Here is a 22,570-nt window from a genome sequence, read left to right as displayed (position 1 = left end):
TGTCGGGGGCGGTGGGGTTGTCGTGCATGCTCTTCCTCCGCGTGGTGCGGAGCCCGCCCGGGGTCTCCGCCAATGCTTCCTCGACCGCCTCGTCGAGTTCCGCGCGCAGCGGGGTGCACTGGCGGACCGGATCGGCCTTCGGGCAGGTCAGCAGGTGTTCGAGGAGGCGCCGGGCGGCCTGCAAATCGGCGGTCCGGTTCCTGATCGCCGCGAGGGAGGCGGTCAGCACCTCGCGGCCGGAGCGGCGGTCGTCGGCCGGGCCGGCACCGATCAGCGTGGCGGTGTCGGCCAGGCTGACCAGGCCGCGGTGGTGCAGCCGTTGGATGAGGGCGAGCCGGCGCAGCTCGGCGTGGCCGTAACAGCGCACGTTCCCACGGCGCCCGGCCGCCGGGAGCAGCCCCAGGTCGTCGTAGTAACGCAGCGTCGACACCGGCAGATTGAAGCCGCGGGCGGCCTGACTGATCGAGTAACGAGCGTCGTCTCCCCTGTCTGCGTCCCTCATGCTTTCGGTGTCTCCATCTCCCACGTCTCCATCTCCCACGTCTTCGTCTCCCATGTCTTCCTCTCCCATGTCTTCATCTTGCGCTCAAGTCGGCTTGAGCGGGGAGGGTGGGGAGCACCGATCGCGTCGTGAAAGGAGCGTGCCATGAGTGCGAAGCGGGACGTGGGGCCGGTGGACGTACCGGTGTTGGTGGTGGGGGCCGGGCCCGTGGGGCTGTCGACGGGGATGTTCCTCGCGCACTGGGGTGTCCGCCCGCTGGTCGTCGACAAGCGGCCGGACGCGATGGAGGCGGTGCCACGGGCGAGTACCAGTCTGCGCACCCTGGAGCTGTTCCGGTCGGTGGGCCTGGAGCCCGTACTGGAACGGGAGGGCTGGGAGGGCGGTCTGCCGATGCGCACCGTGTTCAAGGAGAGCGGACTGGGCGCGACGCTGCACCACGGGGGCCTGCCGTCGCGGTACGCCGCGCTGGTGGAGAACTGCAGCCCGGTGCCTCCGCGACGCGTTCTGACGCATGATCAGGTGCAGCGGGTGGCCTGGGCGGAGCTGCGCCGACAGGGCGGTGAAGTCCGGTTCGGCGTAAGGCTGGTGGGGCTCACGGCAGACGACGATCAGGTGCGCGCGCGGCTCGTGGACGTCGACACCGGCGACGAGCGGGAGGTCACGGCCCGCTGTCTCATCGGCGCGGACGGGGCGAACAGCGAGGTCCGGGGACGACTGGGCATCACCATGCCCGACCGCACCGCCATCGGGCACCTCCACACCGCCTTCTACCGGGCCGACCTCGGCCGTGTGCAGGATGACTGGGGGACGCACGTCTGCTTCGTCCGCAACGACGCGGTGTACGCCACCCTGATGTCGAAGAACGGGCGTGACCAGTGGGCCTCGCACATCCTGGACCATCCGGGCAAGCCGCAGGACGGCCCGTCCGAGCTGTCCGAGGACGCGACGCTGGCACTGCTGCGGGCCGCCATCGGCGACGCCACGATCCCCATCGAGCTCCATGCCGTCAACGCCTGGGAGGCCGCCGTCGGTATGGCGTCCGCCTTCCGCCGCGGCCGGGTCTTTCTGGCCGGTGACGCCGCCCATGTGCAGAGTTCGGCCGGCGGCCTCGGTATGAACACCGGCATCCAGGACGGCCACAACCTCGCCTGGAAACTCGCCGCCGTGCTGCGCGGCCGGTGCGCGCCAACCCTCCTGGACAGCTACGAACCCGAACGCCGAGCCGCCGCCCGGGCATCCCTGGCCCTCTCCCGCAATCTGCTCCAGGGCTACCAGTCACTGGACGGCGACCCCAACGCCCTCTACGAGAAGCTCGCCGTCGACTATCTGCGGGGCATGATGTTCTACGGCTATCCGCCGCACGGCGCCGAGGGCGCCGGTGACGTCGGTGCGGCCGTCGATGTCACCGGCGAGGCCGTCGGAGCCGAAGCGGCCTGGCCCGACCCGCTGGACGACGCCGTCCACCTCGGCCACCGCTTCCCCCACCGCTGGGTCGACTCCCCTCCCAGCGACCGGATGTCGACCCTGGACCTGATCGGGTCACACTGGACGCTGTTCACGGCCGGGGACCTACCGCGCTGGCGGGCGGCGGCCGCCTCCTCCCTCGGCACGACCTGCCACGCCGTCCACGAACTCGACGCACCGCAGGCGGCCGAACTCGCCATGGGCGACGACGCCGTACTGGTACGACCCGACGGGTTCGTGGCCTGGCGCGGCACCACGGAGGATTCCCTCCGGGCCGCGCTGTGCGGGTGGAGGTAGCCGCCGCCCCCGCACGTCAGGCGCGGTAGCCGAGCAGCCCCATCATGCCGCTCTCGCCGTGATAGGCGTTGTGACAGTGCATCAGCCACTGACCCGGGTTGTCCGCGTCGAAGTCACAGGCGACCGTCGCGCCAGGCAGGACGAGCACGGTGTCCTTGCGGGGGCCGCTCCTGCCGAGTTGGAAGGTGTGCCCGTGGAGATGCATGGGGTGCCACATAGCGGTGGTGTTGCGGAACTCCAGGCGCACCCGCTGGCCACTGCGCATGGTGTAGGGATGGGCGTCCGCGTCGTTCATGTCGAACCGCCTGCCGTCGAGCCCCCAGTCGTACTTGGCCATACCGCCGGTCAGCGCGATGCGGTGGGTGACGTCGGGCCGACGGGCCGTCAGCCGGACGTCATCGGCGGGCCGCAGGGCGGTCGCGGTCGGAATCCGGCCGTTGAGTTCCTCGGGACGGACCGTGGCGGACGGGGCACTGCCGGAACCGGTGCGCACCAGCGCCAGGCCGGCCGCCCCCTTGCCCTCGGCCAGCGCGACCAGCGGGAAGACGCCGTCGCCCAGCGTGACCAGGGCGTCGTACCGCTCGCCGGGGCCGATCAGCAGGGCGTCGGCCGGCTCGTGGGCGACGGGGTAGCCGTCGGTGTGGGTGACGGTCATCTGGTGGCCGCCGAGGGCGACCCGGAAGGCGGTGTCCCCGCCGGCGTTGATGATCCGCAGCCGCAGTCTCCGGCCGGGCTTGCCCTGGTAGGTCTCCGGCGCGTCCGGGACACGGCCGTTGACGAGGAAGTGCGGGTACTTCACATCACCCGCGTCACCGCCCAGGAGCCGACTGGACGCCCCCATCAACATGAACGGGCCGTCCATGCCCATGTCCATGCCTGGCGTCCCGTCCGTTTCCGCCGTCCCGTCCATGCCCGACATCCCCTGCATGCCCTGCATACCGTCCATGCCCTGCGTACCGTCCTGGCCGCCCTGTGCGTTCCCCTTCCCGCCGTGGGACGGGGAGTCGTGGTCCATGCCTCGTTGCAGGGCGGCGAGTGCCTGGTCCGGGGTGCCGGTGACGCCGTCGAGCCAGTCATCGAGCACGACGACCCATTCGTCGTCGTACCGCAGCGGCTCATGCGGGTCCTCGACGATCAGCGGGCCGTACAGGCCGCGGTCCAGCTGGACGCCGACGTGCGGATGGAACCAGTAGGTCCCGGGAGTCTCGGCGACGAAGCGGTATCCGAAGGACCCGCCGGCCGCCACCGCCCGCTGGGTGACGGGCGGTACGCCGTCCATGTCGTTGCGCAGGGCCAGCCCGTGCCAGTGGACGGAGGTGCTCTGCGGCAGGTGGTTGGCGAGGTCGGCGACGAGCGTGTCGCCCGCGGTGAGGCGGATCTCCTTGCCCGGCAGCCGACCGTCGAAGCTCCAGGTCCGCACCGTCTTGCCGGCTCCCAGGTCGATGGGGCCCGCGGTCGCGGTGAGTTTGACCCGGCGCTCCCGGCCGGAGCGGTGCCGCTGCTGCTCGGCGGCTGCCACGGCCGGGTCGGACGGGCCGAGCAGGGCGGACCCGGTGGTCTGGTGGGGCTTGGCTCCCGGGGAGCCCGGGGTGTCGCCGGAACAGGCCGAGAGCAGGCCGGCGCCGGCCGCGCCCAGACCCGCCAGCAGGACGGAGCGTCGGTGGATCGTGTTCATGGAGTTGTGTCCTTACGCAGGAGTGTCCGGCGTGGCGTGCGCGTGCGGCAAGGCGGTGCGCAGCGCTCTTGCGCCGTAAGAAAGGCCGAGTTGGGGGCTTGGGTGGTCGGCCTAAATGCGAAGGACGGAGAGGGACGCCGGATCGGGTGGGGCGGGTCCGGGGGCCGGGGCGGGGCCAGGCACGGACGGCGCCGTGCGGTGAGGCGCGCGGAGGTGCCCCAGCAGTGCCGGCGGCGGGACCAACTGCTCGGACCGCACGTCGTACGACGAGCAGCAAGCGGCCCCGCCGTCGTGCGCGTGCCCGGACTGGGTGTGGCCGGCCGGGGTGTGGCCGGTGCGGGCCGCATCGGGCTGGGCGTTGGCCTGGTCCGCAGCCGCATGGACGGCCACTGTCGGCGGCATCGAGGAGATCGGCATCGGCATCGACATAGACACCGGCATAGACGTCGGCACGGCGTCACCGGGCAGGCCGTGGTGACCGACCACCGAAAGGATCAGCCAGAGGAAGGCGAGCAGCGCCACCGGCCGGCGGACGCCCCGTACAGCAGGGTGCGGCACTGTCGTTCCCTCCCTTCGCCTCAGACAGCGGGATCACCTCACGCGCGGGCCACCGCACGCGTGGCCCTGCTGCCCGACCATACCCCCTGGGGCTATGGACGGTGCGACCGCGTCCCCGTCAGACCCTCCGTGCCGCCCGTTCGTAGATGGCCCCGCCCGGAACGAACCACCCCGCCTTCTTCCGTACGGCCGGGCTCGGGTCGCCGGCGTGCGACGTCTGCAAGGCGGCCGTCGCGCGGGCGTCGGAGTGGGTGAACTTGCCGACGAGCTCGGCGGCCATGGCGATCAGCTCACCCATGGACTCGGTGTCGACCAGGTGGTCGAGGAGGCGGCAGCAGCCCTCGCGGACGGCCGGGTCGGCATCCCGGAGTCCGGCGCGGATGGCGCTCAGCGCGGGCCGCCCGCGTCGTAGCAGCGAACGGTACGCCGCGACGGTGCGCTGTGGGTCGCCCAGGAATGAGACGAGGGCCGCGTCGTCGGCCCTGGCGAATCCGAGCATGCCGCCAGTCTCGGCTCGCGCGCCGCACTCCGGCAACGCGTTTTCAAGGCCGGAAATCGGCTGAACGTCCGGGCTCCCGCTGTTAGTTTGCGTCCGTGGATCTCTTCTCGCGCTCATGGGCGGCGTTGCGCACGGCGGTCGCCGAACTGCCGGACGAGGACTTCGCGCGGCCGTCGGGTTGTGCCGGCTGGCTGGTGCGGGACCTGGTGTGCCACCTGATCATCGACGCCCAGGACGTCCTGATCACCCTCGTGACACCGGCCGAGAGCGCACCGACGCGCAACGCGGTCACGTACTGGAACCTCGCCGAAACGCCGCCGACCGGCGATGACCCCCTCGACGCGCTGATCGTCCGGCTGGCCGCCGCGTACGAGGAACCGCGGCTGCTGAAGTTCCACCTCGACGATGTCGGCTCCGCCGCCGGGCGCGCCGCCGAACTCGCCGACCCCGGCCTCAGGGTCAGCACCCAGGACGTGGTCCTCACGACGGGCGACTACCTCTCCGCGTACGTCCTGGAGTGGACGCTGCACCACCTCGACCTGATCGCGCACCTCCCCGGCGCGGCGGAACCACCCGCCGAGTGCCTGGCCCAGTCACGCGCCATGCTGGAGAAGATCGCCGAGGCGACGTTCCCCGCGTCGTGGTCAGACAGGGACGCCCTGCTGGTCGGCACCGGACGGCGTGCCCCGACCGACGTGGAGCAGGCCGAGCTGGCCGAAGCGGACGGACCGGCTGCCCGACTCCCGCTCATCCTCGGTTGAACGTCGGCCTGTCGGCATGTTGGCGCCACGCATGGGGCAATTGCCGGTCGGTACACGGTGGTTGCCGTTGCGTGTCCGGTCCGCGGCTCTCGCGCGCACCGTCACTCGTCCAGCACACAGGACCGGATCTGGCCACTCTCCCCCGGCGCGGCGGACGGCGTGCCGTGATCTGCCACCATGAGGCGGCCCGATCGCGATGGTGAGAGGAGTGGCCCGGTGAGCACAGCCTTTCTCAGTTCGGCCGTGATGACCCACCCGGTGCGCGAGGAACAGGCCGCGGCGCTCGCCGCCCGGCTGGGGCTCGGGGGACTGGCACTCGATCCGGACCCGGACGGGCCGCCGTCCGCGCTGCGGACCGCGCTGGTGGCCTGGGCGGCGCGGGCGGAGGGTGCCGGGCACCACCTCGTCGTCCAGGACGATGTGGCCGCGCCGCCGGAGCTGCTGGAGTTGGTGGCCGGATCGGTGGCGCGGTTCCCGGACGAGGCGTTGATCTTCTACACCAACTGGCATGCCCGCAACGGTGCCGCCGCCCGGCTCGCGGCGCTGGCGGGGGCGGGGTGGGTGCGCGCGGTGCCGGAGGAGTTCGCGCCGACCCTGGCCATCTGCCTGCCGGTGCGCACGGCGGACGCGTTCCGGACGTTCGCCGCGGAGACCGCCGAGCGGCATGACGACGAGGTGATGGCGGCGTTCCTGCGCGCCGAGGGCCGGTCGGGGCTGCTGGCGGTGCCGAGCGTGGTCGAGCACATCGGGACCAGCAGCATCAACGGGCATGCCGAGCAGGGCATCAGGCTTGCGGTGTGCCCCGTGGGAGCGGCGGAGGCGCGTCCGCTGCTGGAGCGCGGCTGGGTGCTGGAGGAGCTGGACTGGCTGCCGTACATGCGGTACGGCGAGGGGTATCTGCGGCCGGTGGGCCACGAGCACGACGCCGATCCCCGGCGGCATCTGCGGTGGACCGAGGCGCTGCCGGACACCGGCCTGACGGAAGGTCAGGTGTGGGACGTGGTGCGGCGGCACCGGTCCGAGGAGGCCGCGGCGGCGGTGGGGCGGTTGTTCGGTGCCGCGTTCGCGGACGAACTGTGGGTCCACTGCCTGCTGTTGGGGCGGCAGGCCGAGGACGCCGCGCGCCGCCACGCGGCACAGCGGGCGGCGGCCGGGCCGGCGGGGGAGGCCGGGGCCCGGGTCCGGGCCGCCGCGCTGTCGACGGTCGGCCCGGCCGGGCTGCCGCCCGAGCGGCGGCCCGAGGTGATCCCGGAGCACGCCGCGCTGATGGCGGCGTACGCGGAGGGCGCGGTGGCGTGCGGCGGGCTGCTGCTGGAGCCGGCGGCGAGGGCCCGGCGGAACCGCTCCCGCCGCACTCCGCAGCCCGCTGCCTGGCCCGCACCCCCGCCCGGCTGGAAACCCGTCACGGACCTCCACTACGGGCTCCACACCTACGCCCAGTGGCTCGCCTACGAAGGCATCCACCTCGCCTTGGAGATCTGAACTCCACCACAGGGAAAGGGACTTGAGGGGAACAGGAGCGTGGGTGGTGGGGAGCCGGCCGGACCACTCCCCACCCCCCCCCTCACCCTCACACCGCCGCGGCCACCGGCTGCCGTACCGCAATCGCGTTGAGCCGGATCGCGCACTGCGCGACATCGTCCACGGTGAGCGCACCGGCCTGTTCCGCGCTCAGACCGATCGTCACGTTCACACAGAACGCCAGGGCGTGGACGAACCCGTCGGTCTCCTCGTCAACCCCGGACCCGCCCCACGCCGCCCCCGCCACCGGCCTACCCCGAAGCCGCCAGGCCGCCCATGTCGTCCGGCTCGCCGGCGCGGGCGACCTCGTCGTCACGCCGCAACCCCGGCGTGACGACCCCCACCACCACAACGGCCAGCACACACAACACCCCGCCGCTCACCAACGCCACCACCCCCGACGTCGCATCCGCCACCACCCCGCCCCGCATGTTGCCGACGTCCGGTCCGGCCTGCCCGACGATCTGTTCGGCCGCACCGACGCGTCCCAGCAGCTCGTTCGGGGTGTGCGACTGGACGAGGGTGCTGCGGGACACCACGGAGACGGTGTCGGCCGCGCCCGCCACGACCAAACAGGCCAGCCCCAGCCACCGCTCGGGCGCGAGCCCGCAGAGCGCCAACGCCAGTCCCCAGGCGGCCGATCCGCCGAGCATCACCAGGCCGGGCCGTGGGAGCCGGGTGAACGTCCCGGAGAACAGGGACGCCCCGACCCCGCCGACCGCGAGCGCGGACAGAAACAGGCCGAGCGTGCCCGGACTGCCCCCGAACCGCTCGGCGTTGAGCAGCGGAAACAGGCTGATCGGCATCGACAGCACGGTGGTCGCCAGGTCCGTCAGCAGCGCCCCGCGAACGACCGGCGTACGGACGAGGAAGACCAGCCCGTCCCGGACGCCGCGCAGCCCGGAATGCGCCGCCACCGCCCCCTTCGTGGCCATCGACGGCAGCCCGAGTGCTCCGTACAACGCTCCGCCGAAGCTCACCGCGTCGATCGCGTAACAGGCACCGATCCCCAGGCCGCCCAGCACCACACCGGCCAGCGCCGGCCCGATCAACATCGCGCCCTGGAAGGAGATCCGCCGCAGCGCCAGCCCGGCCGCCAACTGCTCCCGGGGCAGCAGCGCCGGAAGAAAAGCCTTCGACGCCGGGCCGCCGCCCGCCACACAGCAGGACTGCAGGGCCACCAGCAGCACCACCCCCACCACCGGTACGCCGCCGACGAACCCCTGCACCGCGAGCAACCCCGCACACACGGCCTGCCCGGCCGTCATCGCCGCATAGAACCTCCGCCGCTCCACCCGGTCGACGACCGTCCCCGCGAACAGCCCGAGCACGAGCAGCGGCACGGCCTGGGCCAGGGCGACCGCACCGGTCCAGACGGTGCTGTGCGTCATCCGCCACACCTGGAACATCACGGCGACGACCGTCATCTGACTGCCGAACGCGGACAGCGTCTGCCCACCCCACAACCGCCGGAAGGCGGGCGAGGAACGCAGTGGCGCGACGTCGATCAGCGCACGCCTCATCCCCGTCATTCCCATGCGGGATCCGCCGCGAGCTTCTCCGCGATCCGGTCGTGGAAGCTCTTGCGCTCCAACGCCCGCTCGATGTCGGCCACGACCCGGCTGAGCGGATACGGCACTTCGGCCTCGATCTCGGCGAGCGCGGCCTCGGTGGCCCGCCACTCCGCCGCCAGCCGCCCGACGACCTTCCGGGCCTGCTCCGTCAGCGTCACCTGCTTGCTGCGCGCGTCCGCACCGGCCACGGTCTCGACCCAGCCGGCCGCCCGCATCGCCGCCACCTTCTGACTGAGCGCGGAATGCGTACGGCCGACCGACTCGGCCAGCGCCTTGATCGTCATCGGCCCGCAGGCGTGCAGCCGCAGCAACTCCAGCACAAAGCTCGGCTTGAGCCCCTCGATCCGCCGCTCCGCGTAGAGCCGCGCGATATCGGCGTCCATGCCCTCTTGAAGCACCCGCAACGGCCGCCACAGACTCTCCCGACTGGGATCGTCCTGAGCCCTGTCGCGCCGCCCACCCCGCTGGCCCGCTTCCCGCTCCCGCTCCTTCTTCCCTTCACCCATCCCCACAACATAACAGCACTTACATAAGCACTGTTACGTATCGACACTGTAGCTGTAGCTGTAGCAGGAACAATCGCTTAGGAACGCAGCCCGGCGCCGGCCGCCCCGCCGTCCTTCACTGGGTGGTCGCCCACCGAACCAGGTGGTGAAGGCCCGCCGATGGGCCTCGGCCGAAACGTCGCGGGCGCGCTGTGCGGCCACCACGGCGGGGTCGGCGAGCCCGACCTCAAGTCCGTTGAGAATGCGGTCCATTGCCGCTTCATCGATGGGCCGCGGCGGCGCTGCACAGATTCCGGCCTTTCTACCGCAGGCTGCCACCCCGTTCAGGCATCGACCATGATCTCGAAGTGGGCCGGGGGTGCCCCCGCCGCCGTGACCGTGAAGGTTGCGGTGCCGGCCGCGTCGCCTGCCGTGAGGGGAGGGCTCTCCGCGTAACCCTGGGGATCGGTGAGGACGGTGACGGCCTGCCGCCGGCCTTCGAACAGTGCCTGCTGGCTCATCGAGTCCCAGGCGAAGGTCACCGGGAGGTCCGCCACCGGCCTGTGGTCCTGGTCGTCCACGATCCGGGCCTTCAGTCGGTGGGAGAAGGTCTTGTGGTGTCCGGCGTGCTGTCCGATTCCGCCGGCGGGCTCGATGGTGTAGTGCGGCTGGCCGTGGCCCGCTTCCGCGCTCATACGGTCTCCTAGCTGTTGGCCCGTCGTCAGGCGCTACCAGTAGTGACGCCGTCCGCCGACCGCGTGCCCCACCGCGCCGAGCAGCCACAGAACCGCTCCGATGACGAGGAGGATGATGCCGATCGTCCACAGGATGGCGATGCCGGTGAGAAAACCGATGATGAGCAGGATGATGCCGAGAACGATCACGACGTGCTCCGATCTCGTTCGAGTGTTCTCTTTTACTGTGTGCCCCGGTCGGAGCAATGGCAACTCGTGCCGGAAGGGGGCCGGCAAGGAACAAAAGGCCAGGTCACCGGCCCTGGAGGGGTGGGTCGGGCGGGCGCCTCCGGCCGGTCACCGCGGGACTTCGTGGGGACCGCGTGGTACGCGGGCGACCTCGGGCGAGGCGGTGTCCAGCGGCACCGACCAGGAGCGGACCAGTCCCAACTGCACACCCTGGCGGGGCAGGACGGCGTCCAGCAGCCAGTCGGCCGCCACCCGGGTCCGGTTCCCCGGCATCGCCACCAGGTGGTAACCGCGGGTGACCGCACCGGCGAACGGGCCGGAGAGCGGCACGTGGAACGGGTTCGCGGCGGCCTGGACGCCGCCCAGGTCCACCATGAAGCCCAGGTCGTGGTGCTCGTACGCCTGCGCAGTGCCCCGCCCGAACGACGCCGCCACGTTGTGCGCCGCGACCCTGCCCTGCCGCTGCGCGTGCTGCGCGGTCATCGGCGTCAGCGCGCCGGGTCGGGGCAGGTCCGGTACCGCGGCGGCGTCCCCGCAGGCGAAGACCTCCGGCCGACCCGGCACCCGGAGCGACGCGTCGACGCGCAGCCGCCCCTTCTCCGTGGGCAGCCCCAGTGAGGCGACGAACGGATCGGGCCGCACGCCCACGCACCAGATGAGTGACCGGTTGGCGACGAACTCGCCGTCGTCGAGCAGGACGCCGTCCGGGCTCGCCTCCTTGACGGAGGTACCGGTGCGCACCTCCACACCGCGGCCGCGCAGCACCCGCTCGGCGGTGCGCGACAGCCGCTGGTCCAGCTCCGGCAGCAGCCGGTCGGCGATGTCCAGCAGCAGCCAGCGCGGCCGCGGGCCCTCCCGCAGCCCGGCGTTCTGGCGGGCCAGCGCCTGGGTGTACCGCACGCCCTGGGCGGTCACCTCGGTGCCGGTGTAGCCGGCGCCCACCACGACGAACGTGGTCCGCGCGGCCCGCTCGGCCGGGTCGTCGGTGGCCCCCGCCAACTCGATCTGACGGGTCATGTGATCGCGCAGGTACAGCGCCTCGGGCATCCCCCGGAAGCCGTGGGCGTGTTCGGCGACGCCGGGGACCGGCAGCAGCTTGTTGACGCTGCCGACGGTCAGCACCAGCCGGTCGTAGGCCAGCGAACCCTCCCGGTCCTCGGGGTCGGTGTAGTCCAGCCGGTGCGCGTCGAGGTCCACGTCATGGGCCTGGCCGAGGACCAGCCGGACGCCCGGCAGGGTCGCGGTCAGCGAGACGGAGATCCGGCGCGGCTCCAGCACCCCGGCGGCCACTTCCGGGAGCAGCGGCACATACAGAAAGTAGTCGTGCGGATTGACCAGGACGATCTCGGCGGCACCCCTGGCCCGTTTGGCGAGGGTGCGGGCACAGCTGTATCCGGCGAAACCGGCTCCGACGATCACGATCCGAGGACGACGGCGGTTCACGTGCACTCCTACGGTCGAGGACGTTCAGGTACGGGCGCTCGGTCCGAGCACGCCCGGGCTCTCCCACCTCGCGCCCGTGGCCTTCGGGTGCCCGTCGGCACGCCCGGTACACGTCCGACCCGGACACGGGGTGCACGGCGGACGTCCGGGGGGCTGGGTGGCCGCACGGCCGGGTTTCCCCTGCGCGCCCCGGCCTTACCAACCGAACCCCCGTCATCTCGGCGCCGCGACCGCACAGCCGCGACCGCACATGCGGCCGTGGTTGGGGCGCGCCACAGTGGAAAGGCGGCCAGCAGACTCAGGGCTGACGACCGCGGAAGGTGGCGGTTGACGTGGGCGACGGCGAACGCAACACGGAGAAGGACGACGGACGAAACAAGGACAAGGAGAAGGAGAAAGACGGCGGACGTCGCAAGGACAACGACAGCCTGGGCACCTACCGCACCAAACGGCACTTCGACCGAACCCGGGAGCCGGAGGGCAGCCAACGGGCAGGCCGACCGGAAGGCCGACCGGCGGAGGGCCGGCGATCGCGGGCCGGCCCCGGGGAGACCCGCGGCGCGCCGCCCGAGCCGCACTTCGTCGTGCAGATCCACGATGCCAGCACCCTGCACTTCGACTTCCGGCTGGAGGTCGGCGGCGTGCTGAAGTCCTGGTCCGTGCCGAAGGGCCCGTCCGCCGACCCGCACGACAAGCGGCTGGCCATGCCCACCGAGGACCATCCGCTGGAGTACCGCGAGTTCGAAGGCGTCATCCCGGAAGGGGAGTACGGCGCGGGCACCGTGATCGTCTGGGACGAGGGCAGCTACCACCCGCTGGCCCACAAGCGGAAGGGACGCCCCCGGTCCTTCGCGGAGTCCCTGGAGGAGGGCCATGTCGCCTTCTGGCTCGACGGGAGCAAACTGCACGGCGGCTATGCCCTCACCCGGTTCCGCGGCGGCGGGGACTCCGGTGAACGGGAGTCCTGGCTGCTGGTGAAGGAGAACGACGACCGGGCCGAGCACCGCGGCACCCCCGACGCCCGCCGGGCCCGCTCCGTGGTCAGCGGCCGCACCCTGCGCCAGGTGGCCGCCGAGGAGACCGGCGGGCCACGCAAGAAGGGCTGATGGGGGCGGCCGAGGTGGTCCGGGAACGGCCCGTCGGCCGCGGGTGACCGGCTGCGTGCCCGGGTGCCTTCGGGGGAATACCGGCCGGTCGCGTTCGGTGCCCGCCCGGCGGTGATACCGGTCTTTGCAGGGCCCTTGGCAGGAGGGCCCAGGGAGGCCCGCGGGCGGGAGGAGGTGGCGGCGCAAGGTGCCGAACCGAGCCCGCCGGGACCGTCCCGTCCGCCGACCGCGGGACACCGGTTCCGCGGCGCCGTGGGTCGTCCCGCGTCGGAGGCGGTGGCCCGCCGGGCGGTCGCCCGGCGGGCCACCGCGCCCACGGCCGCGCGAGGCCGTCGCCGTGCCCCGACCCCTGCGGCTGGCCGCCGCGTACGGGTGGCGGCTGCTGGTCGTGGGCACCGCCGTGTACGTGGTGTTCATCGCGCTCGGGCGGTTCCACCTGGTCACCCTGGCGGTGTTCCTGGCCCTGGTGCTCACCGCCCTCCTGGAACCGCTGACGAACCTGCTGGACCGGTGGCTGCCGCGCTCCGCCGCGGTCACCACCGGCCTGCTGCTCGGGATCGTGCTCCTGCTGGGCGTCCTGAGCCTCATCGGGGCCAACGTGGCCAGCGAGTGGCCCGGCCTGCGCCAGGTGTTCACCGGCGGCATCGCGAGGATCGAGCGATGGCTCGAAGGCCCGCCGTTCCACCTTCAGCACGGCTCCCTCGCCCACCTCCAGACCTGGATCTCCCACTTCGTCTCCAGCAACCGCGCCAACCTCATCAACACCGCGGTGAGCGGTGTGGGCCGGCTCGCGGAGGTCCTGACAGTGGTGGCACTGGCCGTGTTCTGCTCGGTCTTCTTCTTGCACTCCGGCGGCGGGATGTGGCTCTGGTTCGGCGGCCAGCTCCCCGAGCGCGGACGCCGCTGGGTGGGCGCCGCCGGACGCGCGGCATGGGTGACGTTCACCGGCTACACCCGCGGCATCGTGGTGATCGCCGCGACCAACGCCGTCCTGGTCGGCCTGGCCCTCTTCGGGCTGGGCGTCCCGTTGGTGCTGCCCCTGGCGGTACTGGAGTTCTTCGCCGCCTTCGTCCCGCTCGTCGGTTCGCCGGTGGCCCTGGCGGTGGCCGCGGTGGTGGCCCTGGCCGCCAAGGGGCCCGTGGTGGCGCTGCTCGTCGTCCTGCTCATCGTGGTCATCGGTCAGCTGGAAGGGCACGTACTGCACCCCCTGGTAATGAGCCGCGCGGTGCGCCTGCACCCGATGGTGGTGGCGCTGGCGGTGGTCTGCGGCGGCGTCACGGCCGGAGTGCTCGGCGCGGTGGTCGCGGTGCCGCTGGTGTCGGTGGCGTGGTCGGTATACGGGGCGCTGCGCAGATAGCGACCAGCGACCGTGCCCTGGGACTAACTCGCGACGGCGCCTGCGCGGCCGCCGTGCTGAACCCCTCGAGCGCCAGGCACTCGCCGACGCGGTACGGGCCGCCCTGGATCGCGGCTGCCCCGGCTCCCGCACACGCTGCTCGGCTCACTGGCGGCCGGCACCGCGGACGACTACGGCGACATCGACCTCGAATGGATCGTCCCGGACCCCGAGTTCGGCACCTGCCTGGCCCGCGCCGCCACCCGCCAGGAACCAGCCCTGGCACCCCTGGCCAAACAGGTCATCCACCTGCGAAGCAGCAGGGGTTGTGACTGGCTGCTCGACGGGTGGCGACATTGCCGGCACGAGGTCCTCCGTCAGGCTCCCGCTCGTTCGCCTGGTCCCGATTCTGGTTGCGGTTGCGGATCCGGCTCCAGGCCGCGATAGTCCTAAATGGATGGTCCTAACTGGACTGTCGAGAAGGTAGGGGTGATCCGGGCCGCGGGTCAATGGTTCGTGCGCCGTCTCCGGCATGCATCGGTAGACGTGCAAGGGGAGTTGGGTGGAAGAGGCCGAAGTGGCCATGAGTGGAGGGGAGTTGGGAGAGTGGGGGATCGGGTCGTCGAGTGGTCTACTCCCCCTGCTGCTCCACCCACTGCCAGAAATCGATCATCATGCGCTCGTAGCGGATGCCGAACTCCAGCGCCTCGCGCTGTCCCCGTGTCAGCAACTCGCCTACACTCTCGGCGAGTTGCTCGTACTCGGCGAGCGTGCGACGGTGTTCGTCCAGCTGCACGGGGGAGTGGACCTCCGGTCGCCCGCCGAACCACAGCTTGAGGATGTTGCGCTCCCGCGCCTCGACGGGGAGGAAGGTCGAGTCGGCGAGCCACTCCTCCAAGACCGCCTTGCCCGTGGCGGTGAGTTTCAGCAGGCGCCGGTTGCGTCCGCCTGCCTGGCGGGATTCCGACAACAGGCCCGCCGCGACGAGCCGGTCGCACTGTGCGTAGACCTGCGCATGCGGCATCGACCAGAACGGTGCCACCGTGCGACCGGCCTCCACCTTGACGTCGTACGGACTTGCCTCGCCCAACTGGTCGATGAAGCCGAGCACGAGGAAGGACGACGTGGTCAGGCGGGACGACGTCGTCAGGCGGGGATCGGTCCCGCGGGAATCAGCCATGCCGCGACCGTATCGTGACGAGGGTCCGGTGGAGGACGGGCCCGGAGACGGCCCCAGGGAAGACGATCACGGCGGCGGCCCGGGGCGGCCCCGGGGTGGCCAAGGGTGCGGCGGCCGTCCTGCGCCGCCTCAGTCGGACACCCGCCGGCGCCCCCGTGGCGTCCGGCCGGTGTACCAGACCGCCGTGACCACCACGGCGCAGCCCACGGCCTGGGTCAGGGTCGGGCGTTCACCGATCGCCACACCCAGCCCGAAGGCCATCACCGGCTGGAGCAGCAGCAGCGCCGCCCCGACGTTCGGTGCCAGGCGCGGCAGCGCGGCCGTGATCAGGAGCCAGGCGAGCACCTGCCCGACGAAGGCGAGGGCGATCAGCCAACCCCAGGCCGGCCAGCCCGGATCCAGATCGATTCCGGTCCACAGGCCGCCCATCACGGCGGCCGCAGCCGCGGCTGCCGCGGTCGAGACGCACACCGGAGTGGTGGTGTGCTCCCGTCCGCCGCCCAGTCGCATCAGAAACAGGTATCCCGCGTACGCCACCCCCGACGCCGTTCCGAACGTCACCCCGGCGACCGGATCGCTGCCGGACCGCGGATGCCCGAGCGCCCCGCTCGCCAGTGCCACCCCCGCCAGCATCAGCGGCGCCATCAACAGGAACCGTCCCGTCAGCCGCGTCCCCGAGACCAGTCGGGCGAGTAACGGGAAGACCACCACCTGGACGTTGAGCAGCACTGTGGTCACCGACGCACCGACGTTGAGGACGGCGGCCGCCCAGAACACCATGTCCACGCCGAGCAGCACCCCGGCCCCGATGTCCATCAGCACGTAGCGCAACGGTCGCGCACCGACCCGCCGCAACTCCCGCCAGGCAAGCGGGACCAGCAGGAACAGCGCCAATGCGCAGCGTAGGAAGGCTCCCGTCCCGGCGTTCGTCCCGGACAGCTTCATGAAGACGGCCGAGGCGGAGATGCACGCCGATCCCGCGAGGGCCAGTACGACCGGACGCCCCGCCCGGGCGGGGAGCGGGCCGGGACGCCGGCGCGGACCCGGCTCCGCATCCACCGCCCCCGCGCCCACGCCCGTCGCGTTCTCCCCCGGTGTAATCGATTTGCCTCCGCGCATCACAAAACCCATCACAAGACGCATGCAACTCACTGTGCCTGGGCGGACCATAAACAAAAAGCAATGATTCAAGCCGGGTAATCGGTAGCATCCCTAACGTGTTCAGCATCGACCGGCTCCGCGCGCTCGCCGCCGTCGCTGCCCACGGATCGATCGCCCGGGCAGCCCGCACCCTGCACATGACGCCCTCCGCGGTCTCCCAGCAACTGGCCAAACTGGAACGCGAAGCCGGCCACCCCCTCCTCCAACCGCACGGCCGCAGCGTCCGCCTGACCCACGCCGGCCGGGTCCTGGCCGGTCACGCCGACCTCCTGATCTCCCAACTCGCCGCCGCACAAGCAGACTTGGCCGACCTCGGGAACGAGGTCCTGGGCCCCCTCCGGATCGGCGGCGTCGGCAGTGCGGTACGCACCCTGCTGCCCGACGCGCTCGCCGCCCTCACCGCCGAGCACTCCCGGCTCGCCCCCACCGTCGTCGACGGCGAGGCGATCCACCTCCTGCCCCGCCTCGTCCACGGCGAACTGGACCTCCTCCTCGTCGAGAGCTGGACCACCCGCCCCCTCGCCGTCCCCGAAGGCGTCACCCTCCGCACCGTCATCAGCGAAGAGGTCTGCATCGCCCTCGCCGCGGACCATCCGCTCGCCGGCCACACCGCCATCGACCTCACCTCCCACGCCGATCTCGTCGCCCTCACCGGCACCGCCTGGGCCTGCTGCCCACCCGGCACGGAGGCATACGAGGCCCTCGTCCAGACGCTCCGCGCCCACGGCATCGAGCCCGACATCCGCTACCTCGTCACTGATCACCTCACCCAACTCGCCCTGGTATCCCGCAACTTAGCGGCCTGCCTCACGCCCGCCATGTCCCGTCGCCCCGCCCCGCCCGGCGTGCGATTCCTGCCCACCCGCCCGGTCCTCCGCCGCGACATCCGCGCCGCCTGGCCCACCCGAGCGCAGAGCCCACCGGTCCGCGCATGCCTGAGCGCCATCACCGCCGTCGTGCCCGGGACGTTGCATGACGGCGACGCCGACAGCGCCGGGTGACTGGCCTCGGCCGACCCCACCGATCTCGGCCCCGGCAGGCCACCGGTCACCCGACGCCAGCCACCCGACGCCAGCCACCCGGCGCCCGTCACTCGTCACCGCTCACCGGTCACGCCTCCCAGATCACCTTCTCCTCCCAAGGAATCCGGTGGAAGTGCAGCGCCCGGAACATCTCCTCGGGCGCCGGGAACGCGGCCGTGGGTGCCTCGCTCTTGCCCGCCTTGACCTTGTTGACGGCCGCCGCGTTCAGGCCGATCGCCTCCACGCGCGGGCGCCGCAGTGCCTCGTAGGCGGCGAACGCCTCGCCGTGCGTGGGGAGATCGCGCAGACAGCGGGCCAGTTCGACGGCGCTTTCCATGGCGAGTGAGGCGCCCTGCCCGGAACTGGACGAGGGTGCGTGCACGGCGTCGCCCACCAGCACCATCCGTCCGCGGTGCCAGTGCGGTACGGACGGCATCCGCTCCATCTGGCCGACCACCATCAGCGAGTCCGGGTCGGTGTGCCGGAGTATCCGCTCGCCCGGGACGTGGCCGGCGTACAGGGCGTGCAGCTTGTCCAGCCACTCGGCGCCGGACACCCGCGCCAGTTCCTGCTGGCTCGGTGGGGTGTCCGCGGGTAGTCCGCCGAACCAGATCAGCCGCCCGTCCGTACCCCGCCAGTAGCCCATGAAGGCCCGGCCGAACGCGAAGTACATCGTGCCTGGTTCGCACTCGACCCCGACCTCGGCCTCGATGCCGCTGTCTGCGACCGCGTAGCCGCCGAAGCTCAGCACTCCGCCGTACTCGGGCGCGGGTGCCTGGGGATCGATCACCGTGCGGACGGTGGAGCGGATGCCGTCGGCGCCGATCAGGAGGTCGGCGGTGGCGGAGGTACCGTCCGCGAAGTGGGCGGTGACGCCGTCGGGTGTCTCCTCGGCACCGACCAGCCGTTTTCCGTACGCGAACGGAATGCCCTTCGCCACCGCGTGATCGGTCAGCGCCCGGAACAGGCGGTCGCGCGGCATCGTCATCGTGGCCGGGAGTTCGGGAAAGCCGTCGAAGCGGGTGAGGTGGTTCCCGGCGCCGTCCGCCATCACCACACCGGGTACCGGCTGTCCCGCCGCCCGCACCGTCGCGTCGGCGTCGACCGTCGCCAGCGCCGCCAGTCCGTTCGGCGCCAGGCCCAGCCAGGCGCCGACCCCGTCCGCGGCGGTCGGATACGCCTCGTAGACCGTCGCCGCGATGCCCGCCTTGCGCAGCGCGAGCGCCGCGACCGGCCCCGCAACCCCGCCCCCGATGACGAGCGCCGTCCGCGCCCCGGCGCCGTGCCCGCCGAGTCCGGCGCGCCTATCGAGCTCACCGGGCATGCCGGAGCCCCCGTTGTCGTCCATAACCCCTCCAGGGAGAACACATGAGTTGCCTGAATCAGCTGAATTGGCTGAGTTGCCTGGATCGGCTCGATCAGCTCCATCGGCTGGATCGCCTGTTGGCTTCGCGGCGCTGATGCCTTGCGAGCGCCGCCGTCACCGCACACATAGTTGCAAATAAACTAGTCTCAGTGCAACTAGTTCCCTCGACGATTACGATGACCTGCATGAACGCCCCCGTGAAGAGCTCGCCGCTCGGCCTGACCGTTCTGGTGCTGCTGCACCACCGGCCGCTGCACCCGTACGGCATCCAGCAGCTGCTCAAGCAGTGGGGAAAGGAGCAGGTCGTCAACGTCGGCCAGCGGGCCGGGCTCTACCGCACCATCGAGCGGCTCCAGGCCGGCGGGCTGATCACCGTCCGGCAGACCGAGCGCGACCAGCAGTACCCCGAGCGGACCGTCTACGAAGTCACCGACGAGGGGCGGGCGGTCACGCGGGAGTGGCTGGAGCAGATGCTGGCGGTGCCCAAGGCGGAGTTCCCGGTCTTCCCGGCGGCGCTGTCGAACATGCTGATGCTCACCCCGGACGAGGTGGCGCCGATCCTGGCGCGGCGACTGGAACGGATCTCGGCGCAGCGCGCCGGACTGGAGCGCCAGAACGCCGAAGTCCCGCCCGGGCTCCCGCGCATCACGCTGATCGAGAACGAGTATCTGCTCGCCGTCCTCGACGCCGAGGAACGCTGGCTCCGCGGGGTGCTCGGCGACCTGCGGGACGGCAGCCTGACCTGGTCGCCGGAGATGCTGGCGGCGTTCGAGGACGCGTCCGAGAGCGCGCCCGGGGAGGGTGCGGAAGCGTCTCCACCCTCCTCCGAGTAGCGGGGCGAAACCCGCGCCGCGGGGGCGAACCGGTGGCGCGTGAGCGGTGGGTGGCGCGTCCGGTGCTGTCGTGCGCCCCGGCCGCGCCGTTGGAGTCGTCGTCGGCACGGGGCAGGGTGCAGAGGTACGGGATCGGCTCCGAAAGGATGCGGCATGACCTTGCGCAAGCTCACCGTGGGCGCCTCCTTGCTGGCGGCGGCCGGACTGCTCGTCGGTGTCGCGCCCACCGTGACCGCCGCGCCGGCGAAGTACACGCACGCCGCCGCGGCGCAGCAGTTCCGGAAGGCCGGGGTCGCCTGGACCTCGTCCGGCCGGTGCAGCGAGCGCAACAACCGCACCTGTACGTCCTTCGACCAGATCAACAGGTCCACCGTCGCGGGCGTGATCGCGTTCAAGCGGGCGAGCGGATGCGCGGTGACCGTCACCGCCGGTACGGAGAAGGGCCACCAGTCCGGCCGGTACAGCCACTGGAACGGCTACAAGGTCGACGTCCATGTGACCCCGTGCGTGGACCGGTACATCGCCGGCCACTTCCGCTACGCGGGCCCGCGGCCGGGTGATCAGGCGAAGACGTACAAGTCGCCGGCGGGCAACGTCTACGCGCGCGAAGTCAGCCGGCGCGGCACCCACTGGGACATCGTCTACTTCAACGGCGACCGCTGACCGGCGGTGGGCCGGGCGCCCGGGGGCGTTGGCCTCCGGCGCCCCCGGGTCCGCCGGCCGCCCGGGCCCGCCGGCCGCTTCCCGCCGCCGATCAGAACGCCGCGGCCACCAGGCGCATATAGCGGGGCCAGTCCCAGAGCGGGCCGGGGTCGATGTGGTCGGCGCCAGGCACCTCGTTGTGGCCGATGATGTGGCGGCGGTCGACCGGGATGCCGTAGCGGTGGCAGATGGCGGCGGTCAGGGCCGCCGACCGTTCGTAGAGCGCGGCGGTGAACCACCGCGGTTCGTCGACCCGCCCCTCGTGCTCCACGCCGATGCTGCCCCAGTTGTAGCTGACGTTCCCGGCGTGCCAGGCAACGTCCTGCTCCCGTACGCACTGCGCGAGGTAGCCGTCGTCGGAGCGCACGGTGTAGTGGGCGGAGGCGCGGTAGCCGGGGCGGCCGAAGAGCATCAGGGTGTCGGGGAACGTCTCCTGGGTGACGTGCACGATCACCATCCGGACGGGATGACTGGCCGGCCGGTCGGCGGGGGTGTAATTGGTGATGTCGGCGGGGACCCACTGTGCCTGGGGATAGCCCGGTGCCGTGCGACTGGCGCCGGGGTGGGGAGCGGTGCCGGAGCCGGCACAGGCACTGGTGGCGGCGAGTGCGGCCACGCCCGTCACCAGGTGCCGTCGGCTGAGCGCCGGCCTGTCACCGTTCACCGTTGCCCCCGCAGTCCGGGGGAGAAGCGCGGACGCATCGTGGAACGCTCCTTCCAGCCTCGACGCCTGACGCGTGGGGAACGTGTGACCGCCGCCCCGAAAACTACCCGCGACCTGCCTGGCGCCCGGGCTCCGACACGGAGCAGCCCCGGCCCGAGGGCGAAGGACACCTCGAAGCCCGCCGCGGCGGGCCACGGCCCACCGGTCGTGTGGACGACCACGTCGGCCATGAGCAGCGTCGCCGCGGCCCCCAGGCGCGGGTGCCGTGCCGTAACCTCCAACCGTTGTGTTGCCGAGACCTGACGGTGGAACAGGAGCGAGTGCCATGCGCATCGCGGTCAGTGAGTTCATGAGCCTGGACGGCGTGGTGCAGGCGCCCGGAGGACCGGAGGAGGACCGCGACGGGGGCTTCGCCCACGGCGGTTGGTCGCACCGGTTCTTCGACCCGGAGGTGGTGGGCGGGGCCTTCGCGGAGGGGCTGGAGAAGGCCGAGGCGCTGCTGTTCGGGCGCCGCACCTGGCAGACGATGGCGGCGGCCTGGCCCGAGCGCGGCGGCGACCCCTTCGCCGACCGGATGAACGCCCTCCCCAAGTACGTGGTGTCCACGACGCTGGACGACGCCCAGCTGACGTGGGACAACACCACGCGCATCCCCGGTGACGAGGCCGTCGCCCGGATCCGCGAGCTTCGCGCGGCCGACGGCGGCGACCTGCTGGTCATGGGCAGCCCCACGCTCGTCCGCACCCTGGTGGGCGAGGGCCTGGTGGACGAACTGCGGCTGGTCCTCATGCCGGTGCTCCTCGGCGGTGGCAAGCGGATCTTCCCGGACGACGGGGCCCTGCGCGCGTGGGAACTGGTGTCCACGGTCAGGGGTGGTACGGGCGTCCAGGTGTGCACCTACCGGCCGGCCGCCGAGGGGTGAGAGGGGCCCGGCGCCCGCCTCCGGGCCGGAGACGCGGGGCGGGGCGTCGGGCAGCACCGTCGGGCACGGCCGTCGTCGTCGGTGTCAGAGCGGGAGGACGACGCGCATGTCGAGGCCGCCGCCTTCGCGGGGTTCGGCGGTGATGGTGCCGTCGTGGGCCCGGACCACCGAGCGGACGATGGACAGCCCCAGGCCCACCCCCTTGTCGCTGCCGGTCCGCTCCGTACGCAACCGACGGAACGGCTCGAAGAGGTTCTCCACCTCATACGCCGGCACCACCGGCCCCGTATTGGAGACCACCAGCACCGCACACCCCGGCTGCGGCTCGGTGCTCACCTCCACCCAACCCCCCTCCGCAACGTTGTACCGCACCGCGTTCTGCACCAGATTCAACGCGATCCGCTCCAACAACACCCCATTGCCCTGCACGAACACCTGCTGCCGCACCCCCCGCAGCGCAACCCCCTTGCCCTGCGCCTCCTCCCGCGTCTGATCCACCGCCTGCGACGCCACCTCCGACAGATCCACCGGCCGCCGGTCCACGATCTTGTTCTCACTGCGCGCCAGCAGCAGCAA

General features: G+C 72.0%; 24 protein-coding genes. 9 read left to right on the top strand and 15 right to left on the bottom strand.

All coding sequences use genetic code 11. From position 1 onward, the window contains the following. A partial coding sequence (locus tag B073_RS42075) for a MerR family transcriptional regulator (RefSeq protein ID WP_018542501.1) occupies window positions 1–502 on the bottom strand: 502 nt, incomplete at its 3' end. A gap of 144 nt (window positions 503–646) precedes the next feature. On the opposite strand from B073_RS42075, the gene B073_RS0133765 reads away from it, so the two are divergent. Beyond that, window positions 647–2,263, top strand: coding sequence for an FAD-dependent monooxygenase (locus B073_RS0133765; RefSeq protein WP_018542500.1), 1,617 nt, complete (start codon window positions 647–649; stop codon window positions 2,261–2,263). 16 nt (window positions 2,264–2,279) lie between these two features. On the opposite strand, the gene B073_RS0133760 is transcribed toward B073_RS0133765, so the two are convergent. The 3 genes from B073_RS0133760 to B073_RS0133750 all read right to left on the bottom strand — a co-directional run bounded on the left by B073_RS0133760 (window position 2,280) and on the right by B073_RS0133750 (window position 4,995). Then, a complete protein-coding gene (locus tag B073_RS0133760) occupies window positions 2,280–3,938 on the bottom strand; it encodes a multicopper oxidase family protein (RefSeq protein WP_018542499.1) in 1,659 nt (552 codons plus the stop codon). Window positions 3,939–4,049: 111 nt separating this feature from the next. Further along, window positions 4,050–4,496, bottom strand: coding sequence for a DUF6153 family protein (locus B073_RS43110; RefSeq protein ID WP_158690293.1), 447 nt, complete (start codon window positions 4,494–4,496; stop codon window positions 4,050–4,052). Between the two features lie 118 nt (window positions 4,497–4,614). Continuing rightward, window positions 4,615–4,995 carry a hypothetical protein gene (locus tag B073_RS0133750; protein WP_018542497.1) on the bottom strand — a complete coding sequence of 127 codons (381 nt, stop codon included), beginning with the start codon at window positions 4,993–4,995 and terminating at the stop codon, window positions 4,615–4,617. Window positions 4,996–5,090: 95 nt separating this feature from the next. Here B073_RS0133750 and B073_RS0133745 point away from each other — a divergent pair, with 95 nt between their 5' ends. Both B073_RS0133745 and B073_RS0133740 read left to right on the top strand, forming a co-directional pair. After that, on the top strand, window positions 5,091–5,756 hold the full coding sequence (locus B073_RS0133745) for a maleylpyruvate isomerase N-terminal domain-containing protein (RefSeq protein ID WP_018542496.1): 666 nt from the start codon (window positions 5,091–5,093) through the stop codon (window positions 5,754–5,756). A gap of 216 nt (window positions 5,757–5,972) precedes the next feature. Further along, window positions 5,973–7,238, top strand: coding sequence for a hypothetical protein (locus B073_RS0133740; RefSeq protein ID WP_026247979.1), 1,266 nt, complete (start codon window positions 5,973–5,975; stop codon window positions 7,236–7,238). Between the two features lie 290 nt (window positions 7,239–7,528). On the opposite strand, the gene B073_RS0133730 is transcribed toward B073_RS0133740, so the two are convergent. From B073_RS0133730 to B073_RS0133710, 5 genes are all read right to left on the bottom strand, one after another. Then, a complete protein-coding gene (locus B073_RS0133730; protein WP_018542493.1) occupies window positions 7,529–8,809 on the bottom strand; it encodes an MFS transporter in 1,281 nt (426 codons plus the stop codon). Next, the gene (locus B073_RS0133725; RefSeq protein WP_106732041.1) at window positions 8,806–9,357 is read right to left on the bottom strand and encodes a MarR family winged helix-turn-helix transcriptional regulator; all 552 of its coding nucleotides are present in this window, start codon (window positions 9,355–9,357) and stop codon (window positions 8,806–8,808) included. The genes B073_RS0133730 and B073_RS0133725 overlap by 4 nt, the downstream gene beginning before the upstream one ends. Before the next feature lie 323 nt (window positions 9,358–9,680). Then, on the bottom strand, window positions 9,681–10,031 hold the full coding sequence (locus B073_RS0133720) for a hypothetical protein (RefSeq protein WP_018542491.1): 351 nt from the start codon (window positions 10,029–10,031) through the stop codon (window positions 9,681–9,683). A gap of 33 nt (window positions 10,032–10,064) precedes the next feature. Continuing rightward, window positions 10,065–10,220, bottom strand: a complete 156-nt coding sequence (locus B073_RS47360) for a DUF6131 family protein (protein WP_018542490.1) — start codon at window positions 10,218–10,220, stop codon at window positions 10,065–10,067. A 147-nt stretch (window positions 10,221–10,367) separates the two neighbouring features. Continuing rightward, a complete protein-coding gene (locus tag B073_RS0133710) occupies window positions 10,368–11,678 on the bottom strand; it encodes an NAD(P)/FAD-dependent oxidoreductase (protein ID WP_018542489.1) in 1,311 nt (436 codons plus the stop codon). A gap of 356 nt (window positions 11,679–12,034) precedes the next feature. On the opposite strand from B073_RS0133710, the gene B073_RS0133705 reads away from it, so the two are divergent. Together B073_RS0133705 and B073_RS0133700 are read left to right on the top strand one after the other, a co-directional pair. Then, window positions 12,035–12,808: a DNA polymerase ligase N-terminal domain-containing protein gene (locus tag B073_RS0133705; protein WP_018542488.1), complete on the top strand. Its 774-nt coding sequence runs from the start codon at window positions 12,035–12,037 to the stop codon at window positions 12,806–12,808. A gap of 337 nt (window positions 12,809–13,145) precedes the next feature. After that, window positions 13,146–14,165 carry an AI-2E family transporter gene (locus tag B073_RS0133700; RefSeq protein ID WP_018542487.1) on the top strand — a complete coding sequence of 340 codons (1,020 nt, stop codon included), beginning with the start codon at window positions 13,146–13,148 and terminating at the stop codon, window positions 14,163–14,165. Window positions 14,166–14,309: 144 nt separating this feature from the next. Here B073_RS0133700 and B073_RS0133695 read toward each other — a convergent pair whose 3' ends face one another. From B073_RS0133695 to B073_RS0133685, 3 genes are all read right to left on the bottom strand, one after another. Then, window positions 14,310–14,453, bottom strand: a complete 144-nt coding sequence (locus B073_RS0133695; RefSeq protein ID WP_158690292.1) for a hypothetical protein — start codon at window positions 14,451–14,453, stop codon at window positions 14,310–14,312. Window positions 14,454–14,775: 322 nt separating this feature from the next. Next, the gene (locus B073_RS0133690) at window positions 14,776–15,324 is read right to left on the bottom strand and encodes a PadR family transcriptional regulator (RefSeq protein ID WP_018542485.1); all 549 of its coding nucleotides are present in this window, start codon (window positions 15,322–15,324) and stop codon (window positions 14,776–14,778) included. A gap of 129 nt (window positions 15,325–15,453) precedes the next feature. Further along, on the bottom strand, window positions 15,454–16,467 hold the full coding sequence (locus B073_RS0133685; protein WP_086023871.1) for a DMT family transporter: 1,014 nt from the start codon (window positions 16,465–16,467) through the stop codon (window positions 15,454–15,456). A 74-nt stretch (window positions 16,468–16,541) separates the two neighbouring features. Between B073_RS0133685 and B073_RS0133680 the strand changes: the two genes are divergently transcribed. Next, window positions 16,542–17,486 carry a LysR family transcriptional regulator gene (locus tag B073_RS0133680; protein WP_018542483.1) on the top strand — a complete coding sequence of 315 codons (945 nt, stop codon included), beginning with the start codon at window positions 16,542–16,544 and terminating at the stop codon, window positions 17,484–17,486. 109 nt (window positions 17,487–17,595) lie between these two features. Here the strand turns inward: B073_RS0133680 and B073_RS0133675 are convergent, their stop codons facing one another. Further along, the gene (locus tag B073_RS0133675; RefSeq protein WP_018542482.1) at window positions 17,596–18,855 is read right to left on the bottom strand and encodes an FAD-dependent monooxygenase; all 1,260 of its coding nucleotides are present in this window, start codon (window positions 18,853–18,855) and stop codon (window positions 17,596–17,598) included. Between the two features lie 203 nt (window positions 18,856–19,058). Between B073_RS0133675 and B073_RS0133670 the strand changes: the two genes are divergently transcribed. Continuing rightward, the gene (locus B073_RS0133670) at window positions 19,059–19,706 is read left to right on the top strand and encodes a PadR family transcriptional regulator (protein WP_051094340.1); all 648 of its coding nucleotides are present in this window, start codon (window positions 19,059–19,061) and stop codon (window positions 19,704–19,706) included. A gap of 153 nt (window positions 19,707–19,859) precedes the next feature. Next, the gene (locus B073_RS0133665; protein WP_018542480.1) at window positions 19,860–20,369 is read left to right on the top strand and encodes a hypothetical protein; all 510 of its coding nucleotides are present in this window, start codon (window positions 19,860–19,862) and stop codon (window positions 20,367–20,369) included. A 91-nt stretch (window positions 20,370–20,460) separates the two neighbouring features. Here the strand turns inward: B073_RS0133665 and B073_RS0133660 are convergent, their stop codons facing one another. Then, on the bottom strand, window positions 20,461–21,072 hold the full coding sequence (locus B073_RS0133660; RefSeq protein WP_026247976.1) for an N-acetylmuramoyl-L-alanine amidase: 612 nt from the start codon (window positions 21,070–21,072) through the stop codon (window positions 20,461–20,463). Between the two features lie 325 nt (window positions 21,073–21,397). Here B073_RS0133660 and B073_RS0133655 point away from each other — a divergent pair, with 325 nt between their 5' ends. Next, a complete protein-coding gene (locus tag B073_RS0133655; RefSeq protein WP_018542478.1) occupies window positions 21,398–21,994 on the top strand; it encodes a dihydrofolate reductase family protein in 597 nt (198 codons plus the stop codon). Window positions 21,995–22,078: 84 nt separating this feature from the next. Here B073_RS0133655 and B073_RS0133650 read toward each other — a convergent pair. Then, the coding region (locus tag B073_RS0133650) for a sensor histidine kinase (protein WP_018542477.1) at window positions 22,079–22,570 on the bottom strand (492 nt) is incomplete at its 5' end.

Origin of the sequence: Streptomyces sp. MspMP-M5 (assembly GCF_000373585.1) — a bacterium.
Taxonomy (GTDB): Bacteria; Actinomycetota; Actinomycetes; order Streptomycetales; family Streptomycetaceae; genus Streptomyces.
This window is presented reverse-complemented; position numbering and strand designations above follow the sequence as displayed.

Excerpts from the sequence above, each read along its gene's own strand:
- B073_RS0133750 (WP_018542497.1), bottom strand. The coding sequence starts at position 4,995 with ATGCTCGGATTCGCCAGGGCCGACGACGCGGCCCTCGTCTCATTCCTG.
- B073_RS0133765 (WP_018542500.1), top strand. The coding sequence starts at position 647 with ATGAGTGCGAAGCGGGACGTGGGGCCGGTGGACGTACCGGTGTTGGTG.
- B073_RS0133725 (WP_106732041.1), bottom strand. The coding sequence starts at position 9,357 with ATGGGTGAAGGGAAGAAGGAGCGGGAGCGGGAAGCGGGCCAGCGGGGT.
- B073_RS0133730 (WP_018542493.1), bottom strand. The coding sequence starts at position 8,809 with ATGACGGGGATGAGGCGTGCGCTGATCGACGTCGCGCCACTGCGTTCC.
- B073_RS0133665 (WP_018542480.1), top strand. The coding sequence starts at position 19,860 with ATGACCTTGCGCAAGCTCACCGTGGGCGCCTCCTTGCTGGCGGCGGCC.
- B073_RS0133675 (WP_018542482.1), bottom strand. The coding sequence starts at position 18,855 with ATGGACGACAACGGGGGCTCCGGCATGCCCGGTGAGCTCGATAGGCGC.
- B073_RS0133690 (WP_018542485.1), bottom strand. The coding sequence starts at position 15,324 with ATGGCTGATTCCCGCGGGACCGATCCCCGCCTGACGACGTCGTCCCGC.
- B073_RS0133685 (WP_086023871.1), bottom strand. The coding sequence starts at position 16,467 with ATGCGTCTTGTGATGGGTTTTGTGATGCGCGGAGGCAAATCGATTACA.
- B073_RS0133655 (WP_018542478.1), top strand. The coding sequence starts at position 21,398 with ATGCGCATCGCGGTCAGTGAGTTCATGAGCCTGGACGGCGTGGTGCAG.
- B073_RS0133670 (WP_051094340.1), top strand. The coding sequence starts at position 19,059 with ATGAACGCCCCCGTGAAGAGCTCGCCGCTCGGCCTGACCGTTCTGGTG.
- B073_RS0133760 (WP_018542499.1), bottom strand. The coding sequence starts at position 3,938 with ATGAACACGATCCACCGACGCTCCGTCCTGCTGGCGGGTCTGGGCGCG.
- B073_RS0133720 (WP_018542491.1), bottom strand. The coding sequence starts at position 10,031 with ATGAGCGCGGAAGCGGGCCACGGCCAGCCGCACTACACCATCGAGCCC.